The organism is Leisingera sp. ABM4_101, from assembly GCF_056158725.1.
Window position 1 is genome coordinate 640969 of the sequence record NZ_JBSWTV010000002.1, and the last position, 22334, is coordinate 663302.

Annotated in this window: 20 protein-coding genes; 9 read left to right on the forward strand and 11 right to left on the reverse strand. The window is 64.8% G+C overall.

The window, feature by feature from the left end:
* Positions 1-3 precede the first annotated feature (3 nt).
* Together ACXAEK_RS04090 and ACXAEK_RS04095 are read right to left on the reverse strand one after the other, a co-directional pair.
* Positions 4-300: an Rdx family protein gene (locus ACXAEK_RS04090; protein WP_475040060.1), complete on the reverse strand. Its 297-nt coding sequence runs from the start codon at positions 298-300 to the stop codon at positions 4-6.
* A 3-nt stretch (positions 301-303) separates the two neighbouring features.
* Positions 304-1467 (reverse strand): acyl-CoA dehydrogenase family protein, encoded by a 1164-nt coding sequence (locus ACXAEK_RS04095; protein ID WP_475040061.1) that lies wholly within the window; start codon positions 1465-1467, stop codon positions 304-306.
* Between the two features lie 80 nt (positions 1468-1547).
* Here ACXAEK_RS04095 and ACXAEK_RS04100 point away from each other — a divergent pair, with 80 nt between their 5' ends.
* The gene (locus ACXAEK_RS04100) at positions 1548-2489 is read left to right on the forward strand and encodes a GlxA family transcriptional regulator (RefSeq protein ID WP_475040062.1); all 942 of its coding nucleotides are present in this window, start codon (positions 1548-1550) and stop codon (positions 2487-2489) included.
* Here ACXAEK_RS04100 and ACXAEK_RS04105 read toward each other — a convergent pair.
* Both ACXAEK_RS04105 and ACXAEK_RS04110 read right to left on the reverse strand, forming a co-directional pair.
* Positions 2486-3676, reverse strand: coding sequence for a hypothetical protein (locus ACXAEK_RS04105; RefSeq protein ID WP_475040063.1), 1191 nt, complete (start codon positions 3674-3676; stop codon positions 2486-2488). The two genes, ACXAEK_RS04100 and ACXAEK_RS04105, sit on opposite strands and share 4 nt — an antisense overlap.
* 83 nt (positions 3677-3759) lie before the next feature.
* The gene (locus ACXAEK_RS04110) at positions 3760-4182 is read right to left on the reverse strand and encodes a VOC family protein (protein WP_475040064.1); all 423 of its coding nucleotides are present in this window, start codon (positions 4180-4182) and stop codon (positions 3760-3762) included.
* 142 nt (positions 4183-4324) lie between these two features.
* Here ACXAEK_RS04110 and ade point away from each other — a divergent pair, with 142 nt between their 5' ends.
* The 8 genes from ade (at position 4325) to msrA (ending at position 11526) form a co-directional block, all read left to right on the forward strand.
* Positions 4325-6127 carry an adenine deaminase gene (gene ade / locus ACXAEK_RS04115; protein ID WP_475040065.1) on the forward strand — a complete coding sequence of 601 codons (1803 nt, stop codon included), beginning with the start codon at positions 4325-4327 and terminating at the stop codon, positions 6125-6127.
* Entirely contained in the window at positions 6124-7590 is a 1467-nt protein-coding gene (locus ACXAEK_RS04120; RefSeq protein ID WP_475040066.1) for an AMP nucleosidase, read from the forward strand. The genes ade and ACXAEK_RS04120 overlap by 4 nt, the downstream gene beginning before the upstream one ends.
* 139 nt (positions 7591-7729) lie before the next feature.
* On the forward strand, positions 7730-8017 hold the full coding sequence (locus ACXAEK_RS04125; RefSeq protein WP_008553440.1) for an HU family DNA-binding protein: 288 nt from the start codon (positions 7730-7732) through the stop codon (positions 8015-8017).
* 163 nt (positions 8018-8180) lie between these two features.
* The gene (locus ACXAEK_RS04130) at positions 8181-8804 is read left to right on the forward strand and encodes a LysE family translocator (protein WP_475040067.1); all 624 of its coding nucleotides are present in this window, start codon (positions 8181-8183) and stop codon (positions 8802-8804) included.
* A 66-nt stretch (positions 8805-8870) separates the two neighbouring features.
* The gene (locus ACXAEK_RS04135) at positions 8871-9776 is read left to right on the forward strand and encodes a DMT family transporter (protein WP_475040068.1); all 906 of its coding nucleotides are present in this window, start codon (positions 8871-8873) and stop codon (positions 9774-9776) included.
* Positions 9777-9885: 109 nt separating this feature from the next.
* Entirely contained in the window at positions 9886-10449 is a 564-nt protein-coding gene (locus ACXAEK_RS04140; RefSeq protein ID WP_475040069.1) for a DUF4202 domain-containing protein, read from the forward strand.
* Positions 10450-10564: 115 nt separating this feature from the next.
* Positions 10565-11014: a peptide-methionine (R)-S-oxide reductase MsrB gene (gene msrB, locus ACXAEK_RS04145; protein WP_475040070.1), complete on the forward strand. Its 450-nt coding sequence runs from the start codon at positions 10565-10567 to the stop codon at positions 11012-11014.
* Positions 11011-11526 (forward strand): peptide-methionine (S)-S-oxide reductase MsrA, encoded by a 516-nt coding sequence (gene msrA, locus ACXAEK_RS04150; RefSeq protein ID WP_475040071.1) that lies wholly within the window; start codon positions 11011-11013, stop codon positions 11524-11526. Before msrB ends, msrA begins: the two co-directional genes overlap by 4 nt.
* 149 nt (positions 11527-11675) lie before the next feature.
* On the opposite strand, the gene ACXAEK_RS04155 is transcribed toward msrA, so the two are convergent.
* The 7 genes from ACXAEK_RS04155 to ACXAEK_RS04185 all read right to left on the reverse strand — a co-directional run bounded on the left by ACXAEK_RS04155 (position 11676) and on the right by ACXAEK_RS04185 (position 22251).
* Positions 11676-13682, reverse strand: a complete 2007-nt coding sequence (locus ACXAEK_RS04155) for a hydantoinase/oxoprolinase N-terminal domain-containing protein (protein WP_475040072.1) — start codon at positions 13680-13682, stop codon at positions 11676-11678.
* 72 nt (positions 13683-13754) lie between these two features.
* Positions 13755-14798 (reverse strand): tRNA epoxyqueuosine(34) reductase QueG, encoded by a 1044-nt coding sequence (gene queG, locus ACXAEK_RS04160; RefSeq protein WP_475040073.1) that lies wholly within the window; start codon positions 14796-14798, stop codon positions 13755-13757.
* Between the two features lie 69 nt (positions 14799-14867).
* A complete protein-coding gene (gene fzlA, locus ACXAEK_RS04165) occupies positions 14868-15533 on the reverse strand; it encodes an FtsZ-binding protein FzlA (protein WP_019297524.1) in 666 nt (221 codons plus the stop codon).
* Positions 15534-15599: 66 nt separating this feature from the next.
* The gene (gene mtgA, locus ACXAEK_RS04170) at positions 15600-16337 is read right to left on the reverse strand and encodes a monofunctional biosynthetic peptidoglycan transglycosylase (protein ID WP_475040074.1); all 738 of its coding nucleotides are present in this window, start codon (positions 16335-16337) and stop codon (positions 15600-15602) included.
* A 99-nt stretch (positions 16338-16436) separates the two neighbouring features.
* Positions 16437-20969, reverse strand: a complete 4533-nt coding sequence (gene gltB, locus ACXAEK_RS04175) for a glutamate synthase large subunit (RefSeq protein ID WP_475040075.1) — start codon at positions 20967-20969, stop codon at positions 16437-16439.
* A 12-nt stretch (positions 20970-20981) separates the two neighbouring features.
* Positions 20982-21794, reverse strand: coding sequence for an alpha/beta fold hydrolase (locus ACXAEK_RS04180; RefSeq protein ID WP_475040076.1), 813 nt, complete (start codon positions 21792-21794; stop codon positions 20982-20984).
* Positions 21795-21819: 25 nt separating this feature from the next.
* On the reverse strand, positions 21820-22251 hold the full coding sequence (locus tag ACXAEK_RS04185) for a GFA family protein (RefSeq protein ID WP_475040077.1): 432 nt from the start codon (positions 22249-22251) through the stop codon (positions 21820-21822).
* Positions 22252-22334: the final 83 nt, after the last annotated feature.

Genomic DNA, 22334 nt, shown 5'->3' on the forward strand with positions numbered 1-22334 from the left:
GTTTCAAGGTGCCGGCCGGTCGAGATGGCCCAGATCCCGGTCCGGGTCAATCCGGTCTCGCACGCGGGTCTTCAGCTCTTTCACATCCGGAAAGCCGCCGTCCCGTTTGCGTTCCCAGACCAGCTCCTCGTCAACATGGATCTCAAAGATCCCGCCCAAATCTCCGGGAACCAGTGTCACTCCTCCCAGCTGGTCCTGGAAGGTCTGCAGCAGCTCCTGCGCCATCCAGCCCGCCCGCAGCAGCCAGTTGCAGCCGGTGCAGTAGGTAATGGTAACAACTGGTTTCCCGGGTTGGGTCATGGATCAGCCTCCGACGGCGCGCAGCATCTCGCGGCTGATGATGTGCCGCTGGATTTCACTGGTGCCTTCCCAGATACGCTCGACCCGCGCGTCGCGCCAGATGCGTTCCAGCGGCAGCTCATCCATCAGGCCCATGCCGCCGTGAACCTGGATCGCCTCATCGGCGACAAAGGCCAGCATCTCGGTCGCCTTCAGCTTGGCCATCGACATATCGCTCTCGGTGACGGTGCCCTGGTCGAATTTCCAGCCGGCTTCCCAGGTCAAGAGGTTCGCTGCCTTCAGCTCCAACGCCATGTCGGCGAGTTTAAAGGAAATGCCCTGGAACTTGCCGATCTGCTGACCGAACTGCTTGCGCTCGGCGGCGTATTCGATCGAGTGCTGCAGCGCCCGTTCGGCGCGGCCCAGGCAAGTCGCGGCCACTTGCAGCCGGGTGGCGCCCAGCCATGTGTTGGCCACCTCAAACCCCTTGTCGACCTCCCCCAGAATGGCCGAGGACGGCAGGCGGCAGTCGTCGAATTCCAGCACCGCATTGGTATAGCCGCGGTGGCTGACGTTGCCGTAGCCGTCGCGCACCTCGAAACCGGGCGTACCCTTGTCGACGAAAAAGGCGGTGATCTTTTTCTTCGGCCCGCGCGGGGTGTCCTCAACCCCGGTGGCCATGAAGCAGATGGCAAAATCGGCGATATCGGCGTGGCTGATGAAATGCTTGGTGCCGTTCAGGATCCAGTCGTCACCGTCCTGGCGCGCGGTTGCCTTCATGCCGCGCAGGTCCGATCCCGCATCCGGCTCTGTCATCGCCAGGCAGTCCCATTTCTCGCCCTTCATGCACGGCACGAGGTACTTCTCTTTCTGCTCCTCGGTGCCCGCCAGCAGGATGTTCGACGGCCGCGCCACGCCGGTCCAGTGCAGCGCATAGTTGGCGCGGCCCAGTTCCTTTTCATACATCAGCCAGGTCAGGGTATCGAGACCGGCGCCGCCGACTTCCTCTGGCATGTTGGCGGCATAAAGCCCGGCTTCCATCGCCTTCTTCTGCACATCGCGGATCACGTCCATGTCCAGGTGGCCGGTGCGCTCGATCTCCGCCTCATGCGGATAGAGCTCCTTTTCCACAAAGGCGCGGGTGGTCTCCACGATCATCGATTGTTCTTCGGTCATCCCGAACTGCATGGCGGTCTTCCTTCGGCAAATCTGTTGCGGATCAGATTACGCCGCTTGCACGCGTTCATCATGCAAGGTTAGAAATAATCATGCGAAGTTGGACAAAAGATGCCGCTGCGGCGCAGCAATTGGATGTGCTGCTGTTTGATGCCTTTTCCGCCCATTGCCTGGCCAACACGGTGGAGCCGCTTCGCGCAGCCAATACCTTCTCGGGCCGTCAGGTTTACGCCTGGCGGTTCCTGACGCTGGACGGCGGGCCTGCGGTGTCGTCCTCAGGGATGGAGGTGCGGGCGCATGGAAAACTGGGTGATTGCAGCGGCGATCTGCTGATTGCGATACCGTCTTATGACTTCCTGCGCCATGCCACCGTGGCCACTGCCCGGGCGCTGAAATCGGCTTCGCACCGCTACAAGGGACTGGCGGGCTTTGATACCGGCGCCTGGCTGCTGGCGCAGGCCGGTCTGCTGGACGGACGGTGCGCCACCATCCACTGGGAGGAACTGGACCGCTTTACTGAGGCTTTCCCAGAGGTTCAGGCAGAGCGCGCCCGTCAGGTCCGGGACGGCGACCGCATCACCTGCACCGGCGCGCTCGCCGCTTTTGACACCATGATGGAGCTGATCGGAGACCAGCATGGCGCCGCGCTGCGGCTGGAGGTTGCCACGCTGTTCATGGCGCCTGAGGCAACCGAAACCCAGGACCCGATCCTGGTGCGCGGCAAATCGGTTGCCCGCGCGGTTGCGGTGATGCAGGCCAATCTGGAAACGCCCCTGCCCATCGCTGCCGTGGCCAGAAAGGCAGGCCGCAGCCAGAAGGACTTGGAGGCGCGGATGAAGGCGGAGCTGGGGGCGACGCCGCAAGCGGTCTACCGGCGGCTGCGGCTGATACAGGCCAGAAAGCTCGTGTTAGAGACTGTTTTGAGCGTTTCCGAAATTGCCCTGCGCTGCGGCTACGACGACCCAAGCGCGCTGACCCGGGCCTTCAAGGAAGAGTTCGGGACCACCCCGCGCAGCTTGCGCAGCACCGGTTAGGCCTGCTTGGCCGCCATCCACTGGTTCAGCCGCCACAACCCCCAGGCCAACGGAATCGCGGCCAGACCGCCGATCACATAGGCCAGCGGCTCATCTGCGAAGGATTCGAACATCTGGGTATAGGCGTGGATCGCGGCAAAGGTCAGCGCCGCATTGAACAGCCCGCGCTGGTGCCGCTGCGCCGCCCAGAAGATCACCGCCGCCAGCACGGCTGCCCAAAGCACGGAATAGACGTTTTCGGAGATGAACAGCGCGCTGTCGCGGAAGGCATCGCGCGCGGCGGAGTAGCTTTCCCAATCCTCATAACCGTCACTGAAGCGGCCCGGCCCCCAAACGGTTTCGCCCACCACGTCCCCCCACAAGGAGCCGACCAGCGCACACAGGTTTGCTACCACAAACCCCAGGATTGCCAGAATGCGCAGGTGCCGCGCGTCACGCTCCGCCAGCCGGGACGCGCCCCAGACGCAAAGCACGATCAGCAGCACCATCTGCAGGATCGCCAGCGTCGATTCCGGCGAATAGAACACATAGGCCGCGTGGAAATAGCTGGTGCCGGTCTCCAGCATCTGGGCAAAGGGCGCAATTGCCAGCGCGGTGACAAACCGCACGTCCACCTGCCAGCCGGTCAGGGCCAGCGCCGCGGCATAATACAGCAACGCCAGGTTACGCAACGGCGAGCCGATTTCATACTGTTGCAGCAGCAGTTCGATCCCCGCCAGATGCATCGCCAGCCCCATCAGCAGGATCGCCCCCAGCACAAAGCCCGTGGACCAGGCCCCGTGCCGCCAGCGCCAGGTGCAGATCAGCGCCACCAGCGCCCCTGCGGGCAGCATCACCCAGCCGGCGATGTCCTCGTATTTGTCCACCAGCTCAATCCCGGCGCCGCCCATCAGCATGCCCGCGCCGATCAGGGTGGCGGAATTGCCGAACATCCGCAGCGTCTCGCTGCCGCGCGCCAGAACCGCCAGCCCGCCGCCCAGCATCAGAATGCCGGTCACAGCCACCGCCAGCGGATCGGCCAGCCAGAAGATGAACCCGGCAGTGGCGGCGATGATGCCAAAACACAGGATCGCATTGACCGCCAGCGAGACCATCACCTCGCGCGACCGCGCCTCGATGGTGCGGGCCTGATCCGGGGTCAGCACCCCCTCCTCGACCAGGGCGGTTGTATCGGCAATGGCGTGCATCAGCGGTCCCTCGCGGCATCCAAAAGGTTCCGTCCAGCATGGACCGGCCTTCGCCCGGGTAAAAGGGGAGGAATTCCTAGCCCTTACCCCTTGGGCCGGCTGGGCACCCAGGCATAGCCGTTTTCACACAGGATATAGGCCTCGCGCAGGCCATGCGGCTTGTCCGCCGGGGCTTGCAGAATGGTGAAACCCGCGGCATCCGCCCGCGCCACAGCCGCATCCGGGTCAGTGTCATAGAGCCGGATCTCAATCCCAGCCCCGCGCGGCGGGTTTTCCGGCAGCAGCCCCAGCATCGGGTTTTCCGCATAGCTGCCGTCGCTGTGCAGCTGAAACACCTGATCGCCATAGGTGACAATGGCAAAATCCTTGCTCACCTGATGGCCCTTCATGACAAAAACAGTCTCTAGAAAGGCAATTTCTGCCGGCACATCACGCACCAGCAGATTGATCCCGATCCCGCGCAGGGAACGGCCGAAACTGTCGGCATCTGTTTTTTCGTAATCCATACAGGCCAGTGTTGCCCCGTTGCAGCCCGGCGGCAATGCCAAACACGTCAGTCTTCGGCGCCTTTCCACCGCCCGCATGAAGCTTTGATGGCAAAGCCAGCAATCCGCTTGCCTTCCCGCCCGCAATCGGAACAATTGGATTATGTCAGAAAACATTTTTCCGAGCTGGCCCGACTCCGCCCCGCAATTGATCGAAGTAGCAGCCGGCCGCGCTCCGGCCGACACGGTGATCCGGCAGGGCATTTGGGTCAACGTCCACACCCGAGAGCAGCTGCCGGGTCATGATATTGCGATCAAGGCGGGCCGCATCGCCTATGTCGGGCCGGATGCCTCCTATTGCACCGGGCCGGACACGCAGATCATCGAGGCGGGCGGCCGCTACATGATCCCGGGGCTGTGCGATGCCCACATGCATATTGAGAGCGGCATGCTGACGCCCGCAGAATTCGCCCGCGCGGTGATCCCGCATGGCACCACCTCGATGTTCACCGACCCGCATGAGATCGCCAATGTGCTGGGCCTGGACGGCGTGCGCTACATGCATGACGAGGCGCTGATGCAGCCGGTCAACATCTTCACCCAAATGCCCAGCTGCGCGCCCTCGGCGCCGGGGCTGGAGACCACCGGTTACGAAATCTCCGCCGAAGATGTGGCAGAAGCGATGAATTGGCCCGGCATCATCGGCCTGGGCGAGATGATGAACTTCCCCGGCGTCGCCAATGCCGACCCCAAGATGCTGGCCGAAATCGCCGCCACCCAGCGCGCAGGCAAGACGGTGGGCGGCCATTATGCTTCCCCCGACCTCGGCCCCGATTTCGCAGCCTATGTGGCCGGCGGCCCGGCGGATGATCACGAGGGCACCTGCGAAGCCGACGCCATCGCCCGGGTGCGCCAGGGGATGCGGTCGATGATGCGGCTCGGCTCTGCCTGGTATGACGTCGAAAGCCAGATCACCGCCGTCACCGAGAAAGGGCTGGACCCGCGCAACTTCATCCTCTGCACGGATGACTGCCACTCCGGAACGCTGGTCAACGACGGCCATATGAACCGGGTGGTGCGCCACGCCATTGCCTGCGGCTGCGATCCCGTGGTGGCACTGCAGATGGCGACCATCAACACCGCCACCCATTTCGGGCTGGAGCGCGAGATCGGCTCCATCACCCCGGGCCGCCGCGCCGATGTAATCCTGACCTCGGACCTCACCGAACTGCCCGTCGAAGTGGTGATCGCCCGCGGCCGGATCGTGGCAGAATCAGGCTCTATCAAGGTCGATTGCCCGCACTATGACTGGCCCGCCAGCGCCCGCGGCACCGTGCATCTGGGGCATGAACTCACTGCCAAGGACTTCGAACTCGCCGCACCCGAAGGCGCCAATGCGGTCACCGCCAATGTGATCGGCGTGGTCGAAAACCAGGCCCCGACCAAGGCGCTGCAGGCAGAGCTGCCTGTGGTGGATGGCCTGGTCGAGGGCAGCGGCGACGTCTGCCAGATCGCGCTGGTGGAACGCCACCGCGCCACCGGCGGCGTCACCAACGCCTTTGTCTCCGGCTTCGGCTACAGCGGCAAGATGGCGATGGCCTCCACCGTGGCGCATGACAGCCACCACATGATCGTGGTCGGCACCGACCGCGAACAGATGGCGCTGGCCGCCAACCGGCTGGCGCAGGTTGGCGGCGGCGTCACCATTTACAGGGACGGGCAGGAACTGGCGCTGATCGAACTGCCGATCGCCGGGCTGATGTCCGACAGCCCTGCAACCGAGGTCGCCGCCAAGGCACAGGTGATGGTAGAGGCGATGCAGGCCTGCGGCTGCACCCTGAACAACGCCTATATGCAGCACTCGCTGCTGGCGCTGGTGGTGATCCCGGAACTGAGGATCTCCGACCTTGGCCTTGTCGACGTGCGCACATTCCAGAAAATCCCGGTAATCGAGCCTGCCCAATGATAACAACAAAACATCCCGGCCATCCGCCGGACGAAAGCTTCAATGACGCCACCGAGGCAGTAGACCGGCTGAATCTGCTCTACAAACAGGCCACCGGCTTCATCTGCGAGGAATTCACCCGCGCTATGGCCGACGGCGCGCCGGACAACCAGCGCATCCGTGCCTATTACCCGGAGATCCGCTTTTCCACCCTGACCTTTGCCCAGGTGGACAGCCGCCTCAGCTTTGGCCATGTCTCCGCGCCCGGCACCTATGCCACCACGGTGACACGGCCGGACCTGTTCCGCAATTACCTGATCCAGCAGATCACCCTCTTGATCCGCAACCACGGCCAGCCGGTGACCATCGGCGTCTCGGACACTCCGATCCCGGTGCATTTCGCGGTCGCCTCCCGGCCCGACCTCACGGTGCCGCAGGACGGCGCGGCGGGGTTCACCCTGCGCGACGTGTTTGACGTGCCGGATCTGTCGACCACCAATGACGACATCGTCAACGGCACCTATCAGCCGCCCAACGGCACCGGCCCGCTGGCGCTGTTCACCGCCCAGCGCATCGACTATTCGCTGGCCCGGCTCAGCCATTACACCGCCACCAGCCCGGAGCATTTCCAGAACCACGTTCTGTTCACCAACTACCAGTTCTACGTGGCCGAGTTCGAAGCCTATGCCCGCGCCCAGCTGGCCGATCCGGACAGCGGCTATACCAGTTTTGTCAGCACCGGCGATCACGAAATCACCGATGCCGCGGCAAAGATCCCGGAAAACGGCAAACTGCCGCAGATGCCCACCTACCACCTCAAACGCAAGGACGGCGGCGGCATCACCCTGGTCAACATCGGCGTCGGCCCCTCCAACGCCAAGACCGCCACCGACCACATCGCGGTGCTGCGCCCGCACGCCTGGCTGATGGTCGGCCATTGCGCCGGCCTCAGGAACACCCAGGCGCTGGGGGACTTCGTGCTGGCCCACGGCTACCTCCGCGAGGACCACGTGCTGGACGACGACCTGCCGGTCTGGACCCCGATCCCGGCTCTGGCGGAGATCCAGGTGGCACTGGAGGAGGCCGTGGCAGAGATCACCGAATACGAAGGCTACGACCTCAAGCGGATCATGCGCACCGGCACCGTCGCCACTATCGACAACCGCAATTGGGAACTGCGCGACCAGTCCGGCCCGGTGCAGCGCCTGTCCCAGTCCCGCGCCATCGCGCTGGACATGGAAAGCGCCACCATCGCCGCCAACGGCTACCGCTTCCGGGTGCCCTACGGCACGCTGCTGTGTGTGTCCGACAAACCGCTGCACGGTGAGCTGAAGCTGCCGGGCATGGCGTCGGACTTTTACCGCACCCAGGTTGCGCGGCACCTGCAAATCGGCATAAGAGCTATGGAGCGCCTGCGCGGCATGCCTTTGGAGCGGTTGCACAGCCGGAAACTGCGTTCGTTCGACGAAACAGCCTTCCTTTAAGGGCGAAAATCGCAGATTTCCCCGAAAAAATGCCTGTTTTACTGCCTCCAGCGCACACAAGAAGTTGTGTTGTCCCACAACATAACGATAATGTCGCGCAATGAGGCCCCACAGTTCGGGCAGTTTAAGGAGACGAAGAATGTCCAAACCGATGACCAAAACCCAGCTTGTTGCCGCTCTGGCAGAGGAAATGGGCAGCGACAAGAAAACCGCTGGCTCCGCGCTGGAAGCAGTCTGCTCGCTGATCACCCGCGAAGTGTCGGGCGGCGGTGCCGTGACTCTGCCGGGCGTCGGCAAGATCTACTGCCGCGAGCGCCCCGAGCGCGAAGTGCGCAACCCGGCCACCGGCGAGAAGTTCACCAAAGAAGCCGACAAGGTGGTCAAGATGACCATCGCCAAAGCGCTGAAAGACAGCGTCAACGGCTGATACCGGATCACATGCCGGATGGTTTCAGGGCTGCCCCGCCGGGCGGCCCTTTTCTTTTGCCGCAGCAGTCCCGGCTGACAGTTCGCCCGCCAGCGCATCGTTCCTGATTGCAAAGCCCCACCCAGAGGCGCACGCTGCTGCCAAAGCGCAAGGGAGCCGAGCCATGGAAAACGTCAATCTGATCCTGATCCTGGGTGCCGCGCTGCTGGCCGGCGTCAGCCCCGGCCCCGCCACCCTGACCATCGCCGGCACCTCCATGCAGCGCGGCCGTGCTGCCGGGCTGGCGCTGGCGGCAGGCGTCAGCACCGGCTCCTTGATCTGGTCGGTCTCCGCCGCATTTGGCCTCGGTGCCGTGATGCTGGCCAACGCCTGGATGTTCGAGGCGGTCCGCTATTTCGGTGCGGCCTACCTGATGTATCTCGCCATCCGCTCCGCCCGCTCTGCCCTCCGGCCCGGCACGCCGGACCTGCGCCCCTCGTCTGCCGCCTCGCTGCGTGCGGCCTTTGCCAAGGGCCTGGCGCTGCATCTGACCAACCCCAAGGCCATCCTGTTCTTCGGCTCTGTCTATGCCATCGGCATCCCCCCCGGCACTGAACCCTCGGTGCTGCTGGTGGTGATCGGCGCCATCGCGGTGCAAAGCACGCTGATCTTCCACGGCTACGCGATCCTGTTCTCCAGCGCCGCCGCCAGCCGCCTGTACCTGCGCCTGCGCCGAGGTTTTGAGGCCGTCTTTGCCGCCGCCTTCGGCGCTGCCAGCTGGCAGATCCTGGTGGCCCGGCTGGGCTGACCCCCTGCCCCGCTTGCACTCCCCCGCCAATTCCCCGAAGCTCCGCCGCAGCAGGAGGAATTCACAATGGACGCACGCGCAATTGCCATGGGGTTGGCCTTCGCCCTGATGTGGTCCTCCGCCTTCACCTCGGCCCGGATCATCGTGCAGGACGCCTCGCCGCTGTTTTCGCTGGCGGTACGGTTCCTGATCTCCGGCCTGATCGGCGTCGCCATTGCCCGCGCCATGGGCCAGACCTGGCGGCTGACCCCCGGCCAATGGCGCGCCACGGTGATCTTCGGCATCTGCCAGAACGCGCTTTACCTCGGCCTGAACTTTGTCGCCATGCAATGGATCGAGGCGTCCCTGGCCGCCATCATCGCCTCCACCATGCCGCTCCTGGTGGCACTGGCGGGCTGGATGCTGTTTGGCGAGCGGCTGCGGCCGTTGGGTTACGCCGGGCTGGCCGCAGGCATCCTGGGTGTGGCGCTGATCATGGGCACCCGCCTCAGCGCCGGCGTCGATATGCTGGGCGTTGGTCTCTGCGTCATTGGCGTCCTCGCCCTCACCACCGCAACGCTTGCCCTGCGCGGCGCCACCTCGGGCGGCAATTTCATGATGGTGGTCGGGCTGCAGATGCTGGTCGGCTCCGCCATCCTGTTCATCGCCGCGCCGCTGACCGAGGACATCTTTGTCACCCCCACCTGGCGCCTGGCCGCGGCTTTCACCTATACCACCATCGTGCCGGGACTGATGGCCACCTTCATCTGGGTTCTGCTGCTGAACCGCATCGGTGCGGTGCGCGCCGCCACCTTCCACTTCCTGAACCCGGTGTTCGGCGTCGCCGTCGCCAGCGTGCTGCTAGGGGAAAAACTGGGCCCCCTCGACCTGCTCGGCGTGGCTATCGTCACCGCGGGCATCCTGGCCGTGCAACTGGCGCGGCAACCCGCCCCGCCGCCAGCAGAGCCCTCCCGCGCGGCAAAACCGGGCTGACGCCCGTCCCTGCCCCTTGGGCCCGGCACGCCTGACGGCGTGCAGGCCCGTTGCAACCCGCAGCCCTTCAAGCGTAACCTGTTTCAAAGACTTAGCAGGAGGACGCGGCATGAGCGCGCAACTGACCCAGGTGCTGGAGGCGATCGACGCCGCCAATGCCCAGGACCCCACCTTGGAAGACGGCCAGCCCGCCGCGCTGCTCTATGGCCAGCGGATGAGCGCAGAACAGGCCCGCCTGTTCCCGGACGCAGCCGAGGTGCTGCAGATCACCGCCCGCGGCCAGCATGTGGAACGCTGGAAACTGGAGCGCAGCGCCTTCCCCGAAGGCCGGGCCGGCTATCTCGCCTGGCGCAAGGCCGAGGCAGAGCACCACGCCGAAGTTGTCACCGCCCTGATGCGGGAGGCAGGCTATGGCGCCGATGACGTGGACTCCGCCGCCAGGATGTTGCGCAAAGAAGGCATCAAGCGCGATGATCAGGTGCAGGCGCTGGAAGACATCATCTGCTTTGTCTTCCTGAAATGGTACTTTGCCCCCTTCGCCGCCAAACACCCTGCAGACAAGGTGCAGCGCATCGTCGAGAAGACCGCCCGCAAGATGTCGGCAGAGGCCCGCGCCCGGGTGCTGAGCGAATTCGAACTGCCGGCGGAGCTGGCCGGCGCCTTCGCCGCCTGAAGGCACACCCGGCGTTCCTCAGCACACGGCTTTGCGAGCCGCCTGTAACAGGGCTTTGCATTTGACCATCCAGACCCCATGTTCTGCACCAAACGCGAACAGGCGGGAGGACATCATGACCAAATACTTCAAAAACCCGGACGCCATTGCCGCGCTGTCGGAGGAAGAGTTCTATGTGACCCAGAACGCGGGCACCGAACGCCCCGGCACCGGCAAGCTGCTTAATAACAAGGAGCCGGGCATCTATGTCGATATCGTCTCGGGCGAGCCGCTGTTTGCCTCCTCCGACAAATACGAGAGCGGCTGCGGCTGGCCCAGCTTCACCAAGCCCATCGAGGCCGCGCATATCCAGGAACTGGAGGACCGCACCCTCGGCATGATCCGCACTGAGGTCCGCTCCACCCATGGCGACAGCCACCTGGGCCACGTGTTCCCGGACGGGCCGATGGACCGCGGCGGCCTGCGCTATTGCATCAACTCCGCCTCCCTGCGGTTCGTGCATCTGGACGACATGGAGGCCGAGGGCTATGGCGCCTATATCAACCAAGTGGAGGTCGTGAAATGAGCACCACCGAACGCGCCGTCCTGGCAGGCGGCTGTTTCTGGGGCATGCAGGAACTGATCCGCAAACGCCCCGGCGTCATCAGCACCCGCGTCGGCTACACCGGCGGCGACGTGCCCAATGCCACCTACAAGAACCACGGCACCCATGCCGAGGGGATCGAGATCATCTTCGACCCCGCCGTCACCTCCTTCCGGGATCAGCTGGAGTTCTTCTTCCAGATCCACGACCCGACCACCCCGAACCGCCAGGGCAACGATCTGGGTGCCAGCTACCGTTCGGCCATCTACTACGCCGATGAGACCCAGAAGCAGGTAGCGCTTGACACTATCGCCGATGTCGATGCCTCCGGCCTCTGGCCCGGCAAGGTGGTGACAGAACTCGAACCCGTCGGCGACTTCTGGGAGGCCGAGCCGGAACATCAGGACTACCTGCAGCGGCTGCCCAATGGCTACACCTGCCATTTCGCCCGCCCCGACTGGGTTCTGCCCAAGCGCGATACTGCCGCGGAATAGGTTCTAACAAAGCACTTTCAGCCCCGCCGCACTCCGGCGGGGCTATTCACATGCAAGACGCCCAACAGGCAAACCTGCTTCTTCTGGCTAAAAATATCCCCGCCGGAGGCTGCGGGTTTTCCCCGAAAACCCGCTCAGTGAAACCGGCGCTAGGCGTGCGCCACCCGCGGCCTCCCGCTGGCTTCCACCGTTAGCGTGCCTTCGACAAACACCTCGCGCGATTCCACCTGCGCGGTGCGGATATCCCGCTCCACATGCACGTGAATATCCTCGGCGCCGGCTTCCTCCGCCGCGCCGCGGGCATCCTGCGCCAGCGCTGCCTCCAGCGCCGCCAGCGCGTCGACGGACTCCGGGTAATCCACCGGCCCGCTCTCCAGATGCACCCGGTACTTACCCTCTGCTGGCGACGTCACGGTGCCGCTGCGCCGCATGGTGACACGCCCCACCACAGCACCGATGGCATTCGCCACGCCGGCATGTTCCGGCAGGATCATATTGCAATGCAGCCGCTCCCCCACCGCCGGGTAATAGCTGGGGGCAGAGGCGCCCAGCCCCACCACATCCACATTCAGCGCGGCATCCAGCGCCAGCAGGCCGCGGTGCTTTGCCAGCCCGCGCTGCATCAGAACATGCCGCGCCAGCTGATCCGCAGGCAGACCGAAATCTTCGGCTTCCTCGGAAAAAGCAGACTCTAACAAGGTCAATGCGGTCTGTTCTGTCAGCTGATCAATGATCATTTGCGCCAATGCCGTCGCGTCCTTGGCCACCATGTCGCCGCTGCCAACCCGGCGCCGTGCAAACAGAGTCAGCGCCTTCTCTGCCGCCTCCCGGTCCCAGGCCTCCACCCGGCCCAGCACGTGGCTGGCATCCGAGGGCGTCACGCCGGAAACCTGCACCAGCCCGCGGTCCACCAGCCGGCCTAAGGAGCCATGCTCCATCCGGGTGCGCAGGATCTGCCCCAGGGGATGCACCTGCATCCCGATCCGCGCCAGCAGCCCGGCCTCGCGTTCGCTCAGCCCCGCCACCGGCACTCCCGGCACCGCCCGCACAAAGCGCCCGTCAAACTCGCCCACGGTGGGATTGCGCAGCTGTTCATCCAGCGCCGCATGCACCACCTCCGGCGCGTCAGCGGCAATCAGCGAAACCGGCACCACCCGCCGCGGCCCCAGGGTCAGCCCGCCCGACAGCCCGCTGGTGTTCAGATGCACCTGGCTGTCACCGCCTAGGCCGGTGGTGCGCATCGCCACCGCCTCCACCATGGTGCGGAAGGCCCCGACCCGCGCGCCCGCCGGATCAATCGCCGGCTTACCATCCTTGATCAACGCCACATCCGTCGTGGTTCCGCCAATGTCGCTGACCAGCGCATGGTCCGCCCCGGTCATCCAGCGCGCCCCGACGATAGAGGCTGCGGGCCCGGACAAGATGGTCTCAATCGGCCGCTCGCGCGCCTGCTCGCCGCTCATCAGCGCGCCGTCACCGCGCACCACCATCATCGGCGCCTCGATCCCCAGATCACGCAGCGTATCCTGCGCCCGCCCGATCAGCCGGTCGATCATGCCGATAAGACGGGCATTCAGCACCGCCGTCACCGCCCGCTTGGGCCCGTTCAGCTTGGCCGACAGCTGGTGCGAGCAGGTGGCCGGCGCGCCGGTCAGCTCGTGGATGATCCGCGCCGCTTCCACCTCATGCGCCGGATTGCGGGTGGCAAAAACACTGGCCACGGCAAAGCCGGTCACCCCCTGCCCTTCGGTGCGCAGGAACATCTCCAGCGCCTCCGTGTCCAGGGGCGCCGCCTCGCTGCCCGCATGGGTGTGGCCGCCCCCGATCACCAGCGCCGGATCGCCCTTCAGCGCGTCCCGCAGCCCGTGCCGGTCCAGATCGTCCTCTTTAAAGCCGATATAGATCAGCGCCACCCGGCCGCCCTGCCCCTCGACCAGCGCATTGGTGGCCAAAGTGGTGGACAGCGCCGCCAGCGACACCTCCTGCGGCTGCACCCCGGACTGCTCCAGCACCGCCCGGATTGCGCCGCCAACGCCGATTGCCAGATCCTGGCGCGTGGTCAGCGACTTGGCTGAGGCGATCACCTCCTTCTCGTCGCGGATCAGCACCGCATCCGTATAGGTTCCGCCCGTGTCCACTCCCAGCAGCAACGCCATGCCCAGCCCCTTCTAATTCTGTTCGCCGGACCGGGTGTAACGCCTATTTGCGGCCCGTCCATCCTGTTTGCGTCACGAAAGCCGTTGAACCGCCCAAGCCGCCGCATCCGCCACCGCCGGGTCCGGATCCTCCGCCAGCCCGCGCGCCACTTCGCGCAGCTCCACCAGGCCGGAATTGCCAATCGCATACAGCACATTGCGCACAAAGCGGTCGCGCCCGATGCGCTTGATCGGCGAGCCGGAGAACATCGCCCGGAACGCCGCATCATCCAGCACCGCCAGCTCCGCCAGCCGCGGCGCCTTCAGCTCCTCGCGCGCGGCATAGCGCATGTCGCTCGCCGCCACTGCAAACTTGTTCCAGGGACAGGCCGCCAGGCAATCGTCGCAGCCATAGATCCGGTTGCCCAGCTTGCCGCGCAGTTCCTCTTCCACAGGGCCTTTATGCTCAATGGTCAGGTAGGAAATGCAGCGCCGCGCATCGACCTGGTAGGGCGCCGGAAAGGCATCGGTCGGGCAACTGTCCAGACAGGCCCGGCAGGACCCGCAGCGGTCCGGCTCGGCTTCATCCGCGGGCAGCTCCAGCGTGGTGAAAACAGAGCCTAAAAAGGCCCAATTGCCCCAATCCCGGCTCACCAGATTGCTGTGCTTGCCCTGCCAGCCCAGCCCAGCCGCCTGACCCAATGCCTTCTCCGGCACCGGTGCGGTGTCGACAAAAACCTTGACCTCACAGTCCTCCCCGGCCTCCGCAATCAGCCAGCGCGCCAGCCGTTTCAGCCGTTTCTTGACCAGATCGTGATAATCCTTGTTCCGGGCATAGACAGACACCGCGCCGCGATCCGCCTGCCCCACCACCGCCATCGGGTCCTCTTCCGGCGTATAGCTCTCGGCCAGCATGATCACTGAGCGCGCCTCCGGCCACAGCTCAGCCGGGTCGCCGCGCCAATGGGTCCGTTCCGCCATCCAGCCCATCTGACCGTGATACCCGGCCTCAAGAAAGGCCTGCAGCCGCTCGGGCACCTGCGGCACATCCCACGGGCGGCAGATCCGGCAGGAGACAAACCCCTCTGCCAGCGCCTGCGCCACCAGTTTATCCTTGATGCCGGCTCGCTCTTTCATCTTGCCAAAAATACTCCGGGGGAGCGGCCCGCCGGGCCGCGGGGGCAGCGCCCCCTAACCCCGTTGATATCAGAAATCCAGATCGGTGTAATGCGGCGGCGGCCGGAACCCCGGCACCTGATCAGCCAGGATCGACCGGAAGGCAGGCCGCGATTTGATTTTGGCATACCAGTCCTTGACCACCGCCGAGCGGTTCCAGTCCACATCCGAGATATAGTCCAGCGAAGACAGATGCGCGGCGGCAGCAAAATCCGCCAGCGTCATCATGTCCCCTGCCAGCCAGCGCCGGTGATCCAGCAGCCAGGCCATGTAATCCAAATGGTACTTGATCGCCTTGGCGCCGGCCTTGACGTTGCGGCTGTCCGGGTAGCCCTCGCCGGTGATCTTCTTGTTCACCCGCTCATACAGCAGCTTTGACGTCACCTCGTGGTGGAACTTGTCGTCAAACCAGCTGACCAGGCGGCGCACCTCATAGCGGCCCTCGGCATCCTTGGGCATCAGCGGCGGCTCGGGCCGGGTTTCCTCCAGGTATTCGCAGATCGCCGCGCTTTCGGCCATCATCTGCCCGTCCAGCCGGATCACCGGCACCTTGGCGGCCGGGTTGCGGCGCAGAAAGTCCGGATCCTGCTCCCAATAGCGCTCCTCGACCAGCTCAACCTCGATCTTCTTCTCTGCCAGCGACAACCGCACCTTGCGGCAATAGGGGGACAGGGGAACGTGGTACAGGCGCGCCATGGCTACAGGGGGTCTCCAGAAAACTTACAACGGTTGTTTCAGCAATGCCTTGGGTGGGCGGAAGATTCAATCCTCGAAACAATCCGCCCGCCCGTCTGCGCGAATGGTGGCCGCCCCGTCCTGGATCTGCCGCGCCCTCCGCTGCACAAAGCTTGACGGTTTGCGGGCCGACCGCTCCTTGGGGTTGGGCAGCACCGCGGCAATCAGCGCCGCCTGGCGGGCGCTCAGATCCTCCGGGCCAACCCCGAAATATTTACGCGCCGCCGCTTCGGCGCCAAAGACGCCCTCATCCATTTCGGCCACGTTCAAATAGACTTCCAGGATGCGCCGCTTGCTCCAGACGATCTCCACCACCGGAGTCAGCAGCGTTTCCAGCACCTTGCGCGGCCAGCTGCGGCCCTGCCACAGGAACACGTTCTTCACCACCTGCTGCGAGATGGTGGAGCCGCCGCGGCTGCCGCCGGCCTCGATTGCCGCCTGAATGGCACGGGCATCAAACCCCCAATGGCGGCAGAACTGCGCATCCTCCGCCGCCACCACAGAGCGCGCCAGCACCGGCGCGGTTTCCTCCAGCGGCACCCACATCCGGTCCACTTCGCCCAGGCGGCGCTGCTCGGCCCAGATGGTATGGGTGATCGGCGGGTTCACCACCGAATAGAGCAGGATCAGAAACAGGAACACCGCAGCAACGCCCAGCGCCCCCCGCAAAACCCAGCGCCGCAGCCAGCGCAGCGGCTGGATCTTCAGCCTCGCCGTCTTTTTGCTGCTCTTGGTTTTCTTCTTTTTTGCAACTGCCTTTGCCATGCCTCTCTATAGGCCAGCATGTACCCGGGAACCAACTGCCAAAAAGAAAACCCCGCAAGCATTTGCCTGCGGGGTTCTGATTTCAGTCTCTAACCAGGCTTATTCCGCCGGAACGGCCGCCTGCTCCTGCATCACCGGATGCGGCAGCTTGTCGAGCATCTCTTTCGGGCAGACCTGCAGGAAGTTCGCCTTCTCGATGTCCCAATGCTGCAGGATTTCAGCGGCCTTGCGGCTGCCGGTTTCATCCAGGTGGCGGGCAATCAGGCCCTTCAGCTCTGCTTCCCAATGGGCAACGGTGACCGGGCAGGTGACCAGCAATTCCATGTTCATCAGATCCGCGGCCTTGCCCTCAGGGTCATAGAGGTATGCCATGCCGCCGGTCATGCCGGCGCCGAAGTTAGCGCCGATTGAGCCGAGGATCACCGCAACACCGCCGGTCATATATTCACAGCCGTTGGAGCCGCAGCCCTCGATCACCACCGATGCACCGGAGTTGCGGACCGCAAAGCGCTCGCCCGCGCGGCCCGCCGCAAACAGGTAGCCATCGGTGGCACCGTACAGCACGGTGTTGCCGATGATGGTGTTCTCGCTCGCCGCCAGCGGGCTCACCTGCGGCGGGCGCACCACGATGATGCCGCCCGACAGGCCCTTGCCGACATAGTCGTTGGCATCGCCCGACACTTCCAGCTTCAGCCCCGGCGCCGCAAAGGCGCCAAGCGCCTGGCCGGCAGACCCCTGCAGCTTCACCGTCAGGTGGTCCGGCTGGAACGAATTCCGCATGCCGAAGTTGCGCACGATATGGCTGGAGGTGCGGGTGCCCACGGTGCGGTGGGTGTTCTGCACGGCATAGGACAGCTGCATCTTTTCGCCATCCTGCAGGAAGCGGGCGGCATCGCGCACGATCTCCGCATCCAGCGTGTCCGGCACCGCGTTGCGCTCCTTGTCACGGTTATAGACGATATTGGCGGAGCCATCGACGGTGATCAGCAGCGGGTTCAGGTCCAGATCATCCAGATGCGCGGACCCGCGCGATACCTGCGCCAGCAGGTCGGCCCTGCCGATCACCTCGTCCAGGCTGCGGGCGCCGATGGAGGCGAGGATTTCCCGCACTTCCTGGGCATAGAAGGTGATCAGGTTCACCACCTTGTCCGCGTTGCCGGTGAACTTGGCGCGCAAGCTCTCGTCCTGGGTGCAGACCCCGACCGGACAGGTGTTGGACTGGCACTGGCGCACCATGATGCAGCCCATGGCGATCAGGGCAGCTGTCCCAATGCCGTATTCCTCGGCGCCCAGCATCGCTGCCATCACGATATCGCGCCCGGTGCGCAGGCCGCCGTCGGTGCGCAGCGTCACTCGCTCGCGCAGGTTGTTCATCGCCAGCACCTGATGCGCCTCGGTCAGGCCCATCTCCCACGGCAGGCCCGCATATTTGATCGAGGTCGCAGGCGACGCCCCGGTGCCACCGTTGTGGCCCGAGATCAGGATGATGTCAGCCTTCGCCTTGGCAACGCCCGCGGCGATGGTGCCAACACCCGAAGACGCCACCAGCTTCACCGTCACCTTGCAGCGCGGGTTGATCTGCTTCAGGTCATAGATCAGCTGCGCCAGGTCCTCGATCGAGTAGATATCGTGGTGCGGCGGCGGCGAGATCAGCGTGACACCCTTGGTCGAGTGGCGCAGGCGGGCAATCAGGTCGGTCACCTTCATCCCCGGCAGCTGGCCGCCCTCGCCGGGCTTGGCGCCCTGGGCCACCTTGATCTCCAGCTCTTCGCACTGGTTCAGGTATTCGGCAGTGACGCCAAAGCGGCCCGAGGCCACCTGCTTGATCTTCGCAGACGGGTTGTCGCCATTCGGCTCCGGCACGAAATGCGCCGGATCTTCACCGCCCTCGCCGGAGTCCGACTTGGCACCGATCCGGTTCATCGCCACGTTCAGCGTCTTATGCGCCTCGGGCGACAGCGCGCCGAGCGACATGCCCGGGGTGACAAACCGCTTGCGGATCGAGGTGATCGATTCGACCTCTTCAATCGGCACTGCCTTGCCCAGCGGCTTGATCTGCAACAGGTCGCGCAGGTGGATCGGCGGATTGCTCTGCATCTTCGCCGAATACTGTTTCCACAGCTCATATGAGGCTCTGTTACAGGCCATTTGCATCATATGCATGGAGGTCGCTTCCCACGCGTGGGTCTCGCCCGATTTGCGCGCCTTGTAGAAGCCCCCAATGGGCAGGATGCCTTCCTGGGTCTTCCAGGCCTTGGCGTGGATTTCCTCCGCCTTGGTCTGGATGCCGGTCACGCCGATGCCGGAAATGCGGCTGGTCATACCCGGGAAATACTCCGCACACATGGCGCGGGACAGACCCACCGCCTCAAAGTTCAACCCGCCGCGGTAGGAGGACACCACCGAAATCCCCATCTTGGCCATGATCTTCAACAGACCCTGGTCGATGGCTTCGCGGTAGCGCGCAACATTGTCGGTCAGCGAGCCGTCCAGCAGCCCGCGTTCGATACGGTCAGCCAGCGAATCCTCGGCCAGATAGGCGTTCACCACGGTGGCGCCGCAGCCGATCAGCACCGCAAAATAATGCGGGTCGATGCATTCCGCCGACCGCACATTCAGCGAGCAGAAGGTGCGCAGCCCCTTGCGGGTCAGATGCGAATGCACGGCAGAGGTCGCCAGGATCATCGGCATTGCCACCCTGTCAGCACCGGAATGCTGGTCGGTCAGCACGATGTGGCCGGCACCGGAACGCACCGCCTCCTCGGCCTCGGACCGGATCCGCTCCAGCGCGGCACTCAGGGACCCGCGGCCCGGTTCAAAGGTACAGTCGATCTCTGCCAGCGGCGCATTCAGCTGCTCCACCAGCTTGTCCCACTGGGCGTTACCCACAAACGGGCTTTCCAGCACGATGATCTCAGTCTGGGAGCTGTCCTCATCCAGCACGTTCTTCAGGTTGCCAAAGCGGGTTTTCAGCGACATCACCCGGAATTCCCGCAAGCTGTCGATCGGCGGGTTGGTCACCTGGCTGAAGTTCTGGCGGAAGAAATGGCTCAGCGGGCGGTACATCTTGGACAGCACGGCAGACGGGGTGTCATCACCCATCGAGGCCAGCGCTTCCTTGCCGTCCTCGGCCATCGGCACCAGGATCTGCTCCAGCTCCTCAATGGAATAGCCGGCCGCAACCTGGCGGCGGCGCAGCTCCTCGCCGCTGAACAGCGGCTGTTCGGTCACTTGCGCCAAAGTCGCGTCCAGATCGTTGATCCGCTTGACCCAGTCGCCGAACGGCAGCGCGCGCGCCAGCTTGTCCTTGATCTGCTGGTCGTTGAACAATTTGCCCTTTTGCATATCGACGGCCAGCATCTGGCCCGGACCCAGCGCGCCCTTCTCAACCACCGATGCCTCGTCAATCGGCACCATGCCCGCCTCAGAGCCCGCAATAACCAGCCCGTCGCCGGTCACCACATAGCGCATCGGGCGCAACCCGTTGCGGTCCAGGCCCGCGCAGACCCAGCGGCCGTCGGTCATCGCCAGCGCCGCGGGGCCGTCCCAGGGCTCCATCACAGAGTTGCAGTAGGAATACATGTCGCGCCACGCCTGCGGCAGCTCCACCGCCTGCTTGGACCAGCTTTCCGGCACCAGCATGGTTTTCGCCATCGGCGCCGACCGGCCCGCGCGCACCAGAACCTCGAACACCCCATCCAGCGCGGCAAAGTCCGACGCCCCGCCCGGCACGATCGGCTTGATGTCCTCGGCATAGTCGCCAAAGGTCGCCGAAGCCATGCGGATCTCATGGCTCTTCATCCAGTTCAGGTTGCCCTTCAGCGTGTTGATCTCGCCGTTATGCGCCAGCATCCGGAACGGCTGCGCCAGCCACCACTGCGGGAATGTGTTGGTGGAATAGCGCTGGTGATAGATCGCAAAGGCGCTCTCAAACCGCTCATCCATCAGGTCCGGGTAGAACACCGCAACCTGCTCCGCCAGCATCATCCCCTTGTAGATGATCGAGCGGCAGGACAGCGACGCAATGTACAGGCCCGAAATCGCCGCGGCATTGGCTGCCTTCTCGATCCGGCGGCGGATCACATACAGCTCGCGCTCAAAGGTTTCCTCATCCACGCCCTTGGCGTTGGAAATCAGGATCTGCTCGATTTCCGGGCGGGTCGCATTGGCCTTTTCGCCCAGGCAGGTCACATCCACCGGCACATGGCGCCAGCCGTAGATCGAATAGCCCATGCGCAGAACTTCGGTCTCGACGATGGTCCGGCAGCGCTCCTGGGCGCCGAAATCGGTGCGCGGCAGGAACACCTGGCCCACAGCCATCAGCTCATCCTGGCGCGGCTCGTGGCCGGTGCGGCGGATCTGGTCATAGAAGAACGGAACCGGAATCTGCACATGGATGCCCGCGCCGTCGCCGGTCTTGCCGTCGGCATCCACCGCGCCGCGGTGCCAGATCGCCTTCAGCGCGTCGATGCCGGCCTCAACCACCTTGCGGCTTTTCTTGCCGTCAACCGAAACCACCAGGCCCACGCCGCAGGAGGAATGCTCTTCCTCCTCGGAATAGAGACCATTTTCGGCCATCCATTTGCGCTTGTTTTCCTCGGCCTTGACCCATGCGGCATCAAATTTGGTCATGACGTTCTCCGATTAACTGATGGCGCAGCATGCAGCTGCGGCCGGTTGTGTGTGCAGATCCAGGGCGCGTTCGCCCCAGGCGCGGGGCACCGCGCGGATCCGTTGCATTAGGGTTTTCACGTGGTCCTGATCGTCCTGCCAGACGGCGCCGATCACCGGATATAGCGCTCCCGCGTCGCGCAGCGGGTCGACAACATCGTGGCTGTCGCGCTCAGCCAGGTAATGATGGATACCCGGCCCCTGCGGGAAGGCCTGCCAGTGCAGCGCATCCTCGGCATTATGGCGCCCATGCAGCAGGGTGTACTGCACCTGCCCGCCCATCGCCTGATCCAGCGCCGGACGGCTGAAGTCCGCGATCCGGCTGCGCGCCCCGATCCAGCGGCGGTCCGCCGGAAACGTCTCCGGGCGCGGGCAGTATTGCGGCGCCAGCGCCAGCGCGCGGCCGGCCCCCAGCTCCGCGGCATAGGACAGCGCGCCATATCCGCCCATCGACACCCCGACCGTCATCAGCCGCCGCAAGCCGCGCTGCTGGACATAACCGGACACGGCCCGAAGAATCGCAGCCGCAACGCCTGCGCCCTGGAACCAGCCCTGGCGGCGGTCGGTGACAAAGATGCAATGGCGCGCGCCCCCGTCCGAGGCGCTGGCCGCAAACTCCAGCAGCCCGCGCTTGGCGGCATTGGCGTGATAGCTGGTGAACACAATCATGCCGCCGTCCCCGCGCCCTTCCAGCGCACGGATCTCCAGCGCTGCATCCGCGTGGAGGCGGCGGGATCGCAGGCGGAACATGGCCTGGCGGAGGGATTTGCGTAGCTTCAGCCGCATGGCAATCAGCGCGGGGCCCGGGGCCTCACGCCTCTTCCTTATTGGCTTGGGTGAACATGCCGATCACCTCGGCACCGGTCAGCTTGCGGCAGCTGCTGTCAAAGGCATAGCCCGCGGGCTTCTTGTCGACATAGATCTCCAGCCCCAGCGCATTGCCGCCAGCATTTTCAAACAGGCCAGCCGACATCTGCGTCTGGCCCTTATGCTCGCCCGAGGTCATCCGGTACCACAGCGACGATCCGCACTTGCCGCAGAACGCCCGCTCGGCCCAGCTGGAGGACTGATAGGTCTGCACCGGCCCCAGCGCCGCATAGCCGCTGGCCGCCTGAAAGCTCAGGTACGGCCCGCTGGCCCAGCGCTGGCACATTTCGCAGTGGCAGGCGGAAACGGACGCGCGCGCCGGGGTGGCGGTGACGGTCACCGCGCCGCACATGCATTGTCCCTTCAACTCGCTCATATCCATGTTCCTTCTGCTGGCTGGGTCAGCAATGCTGACCTTGCTGCGGTTGGCCCGCTGCGCCGCCGGTGCACAGGGGGTGC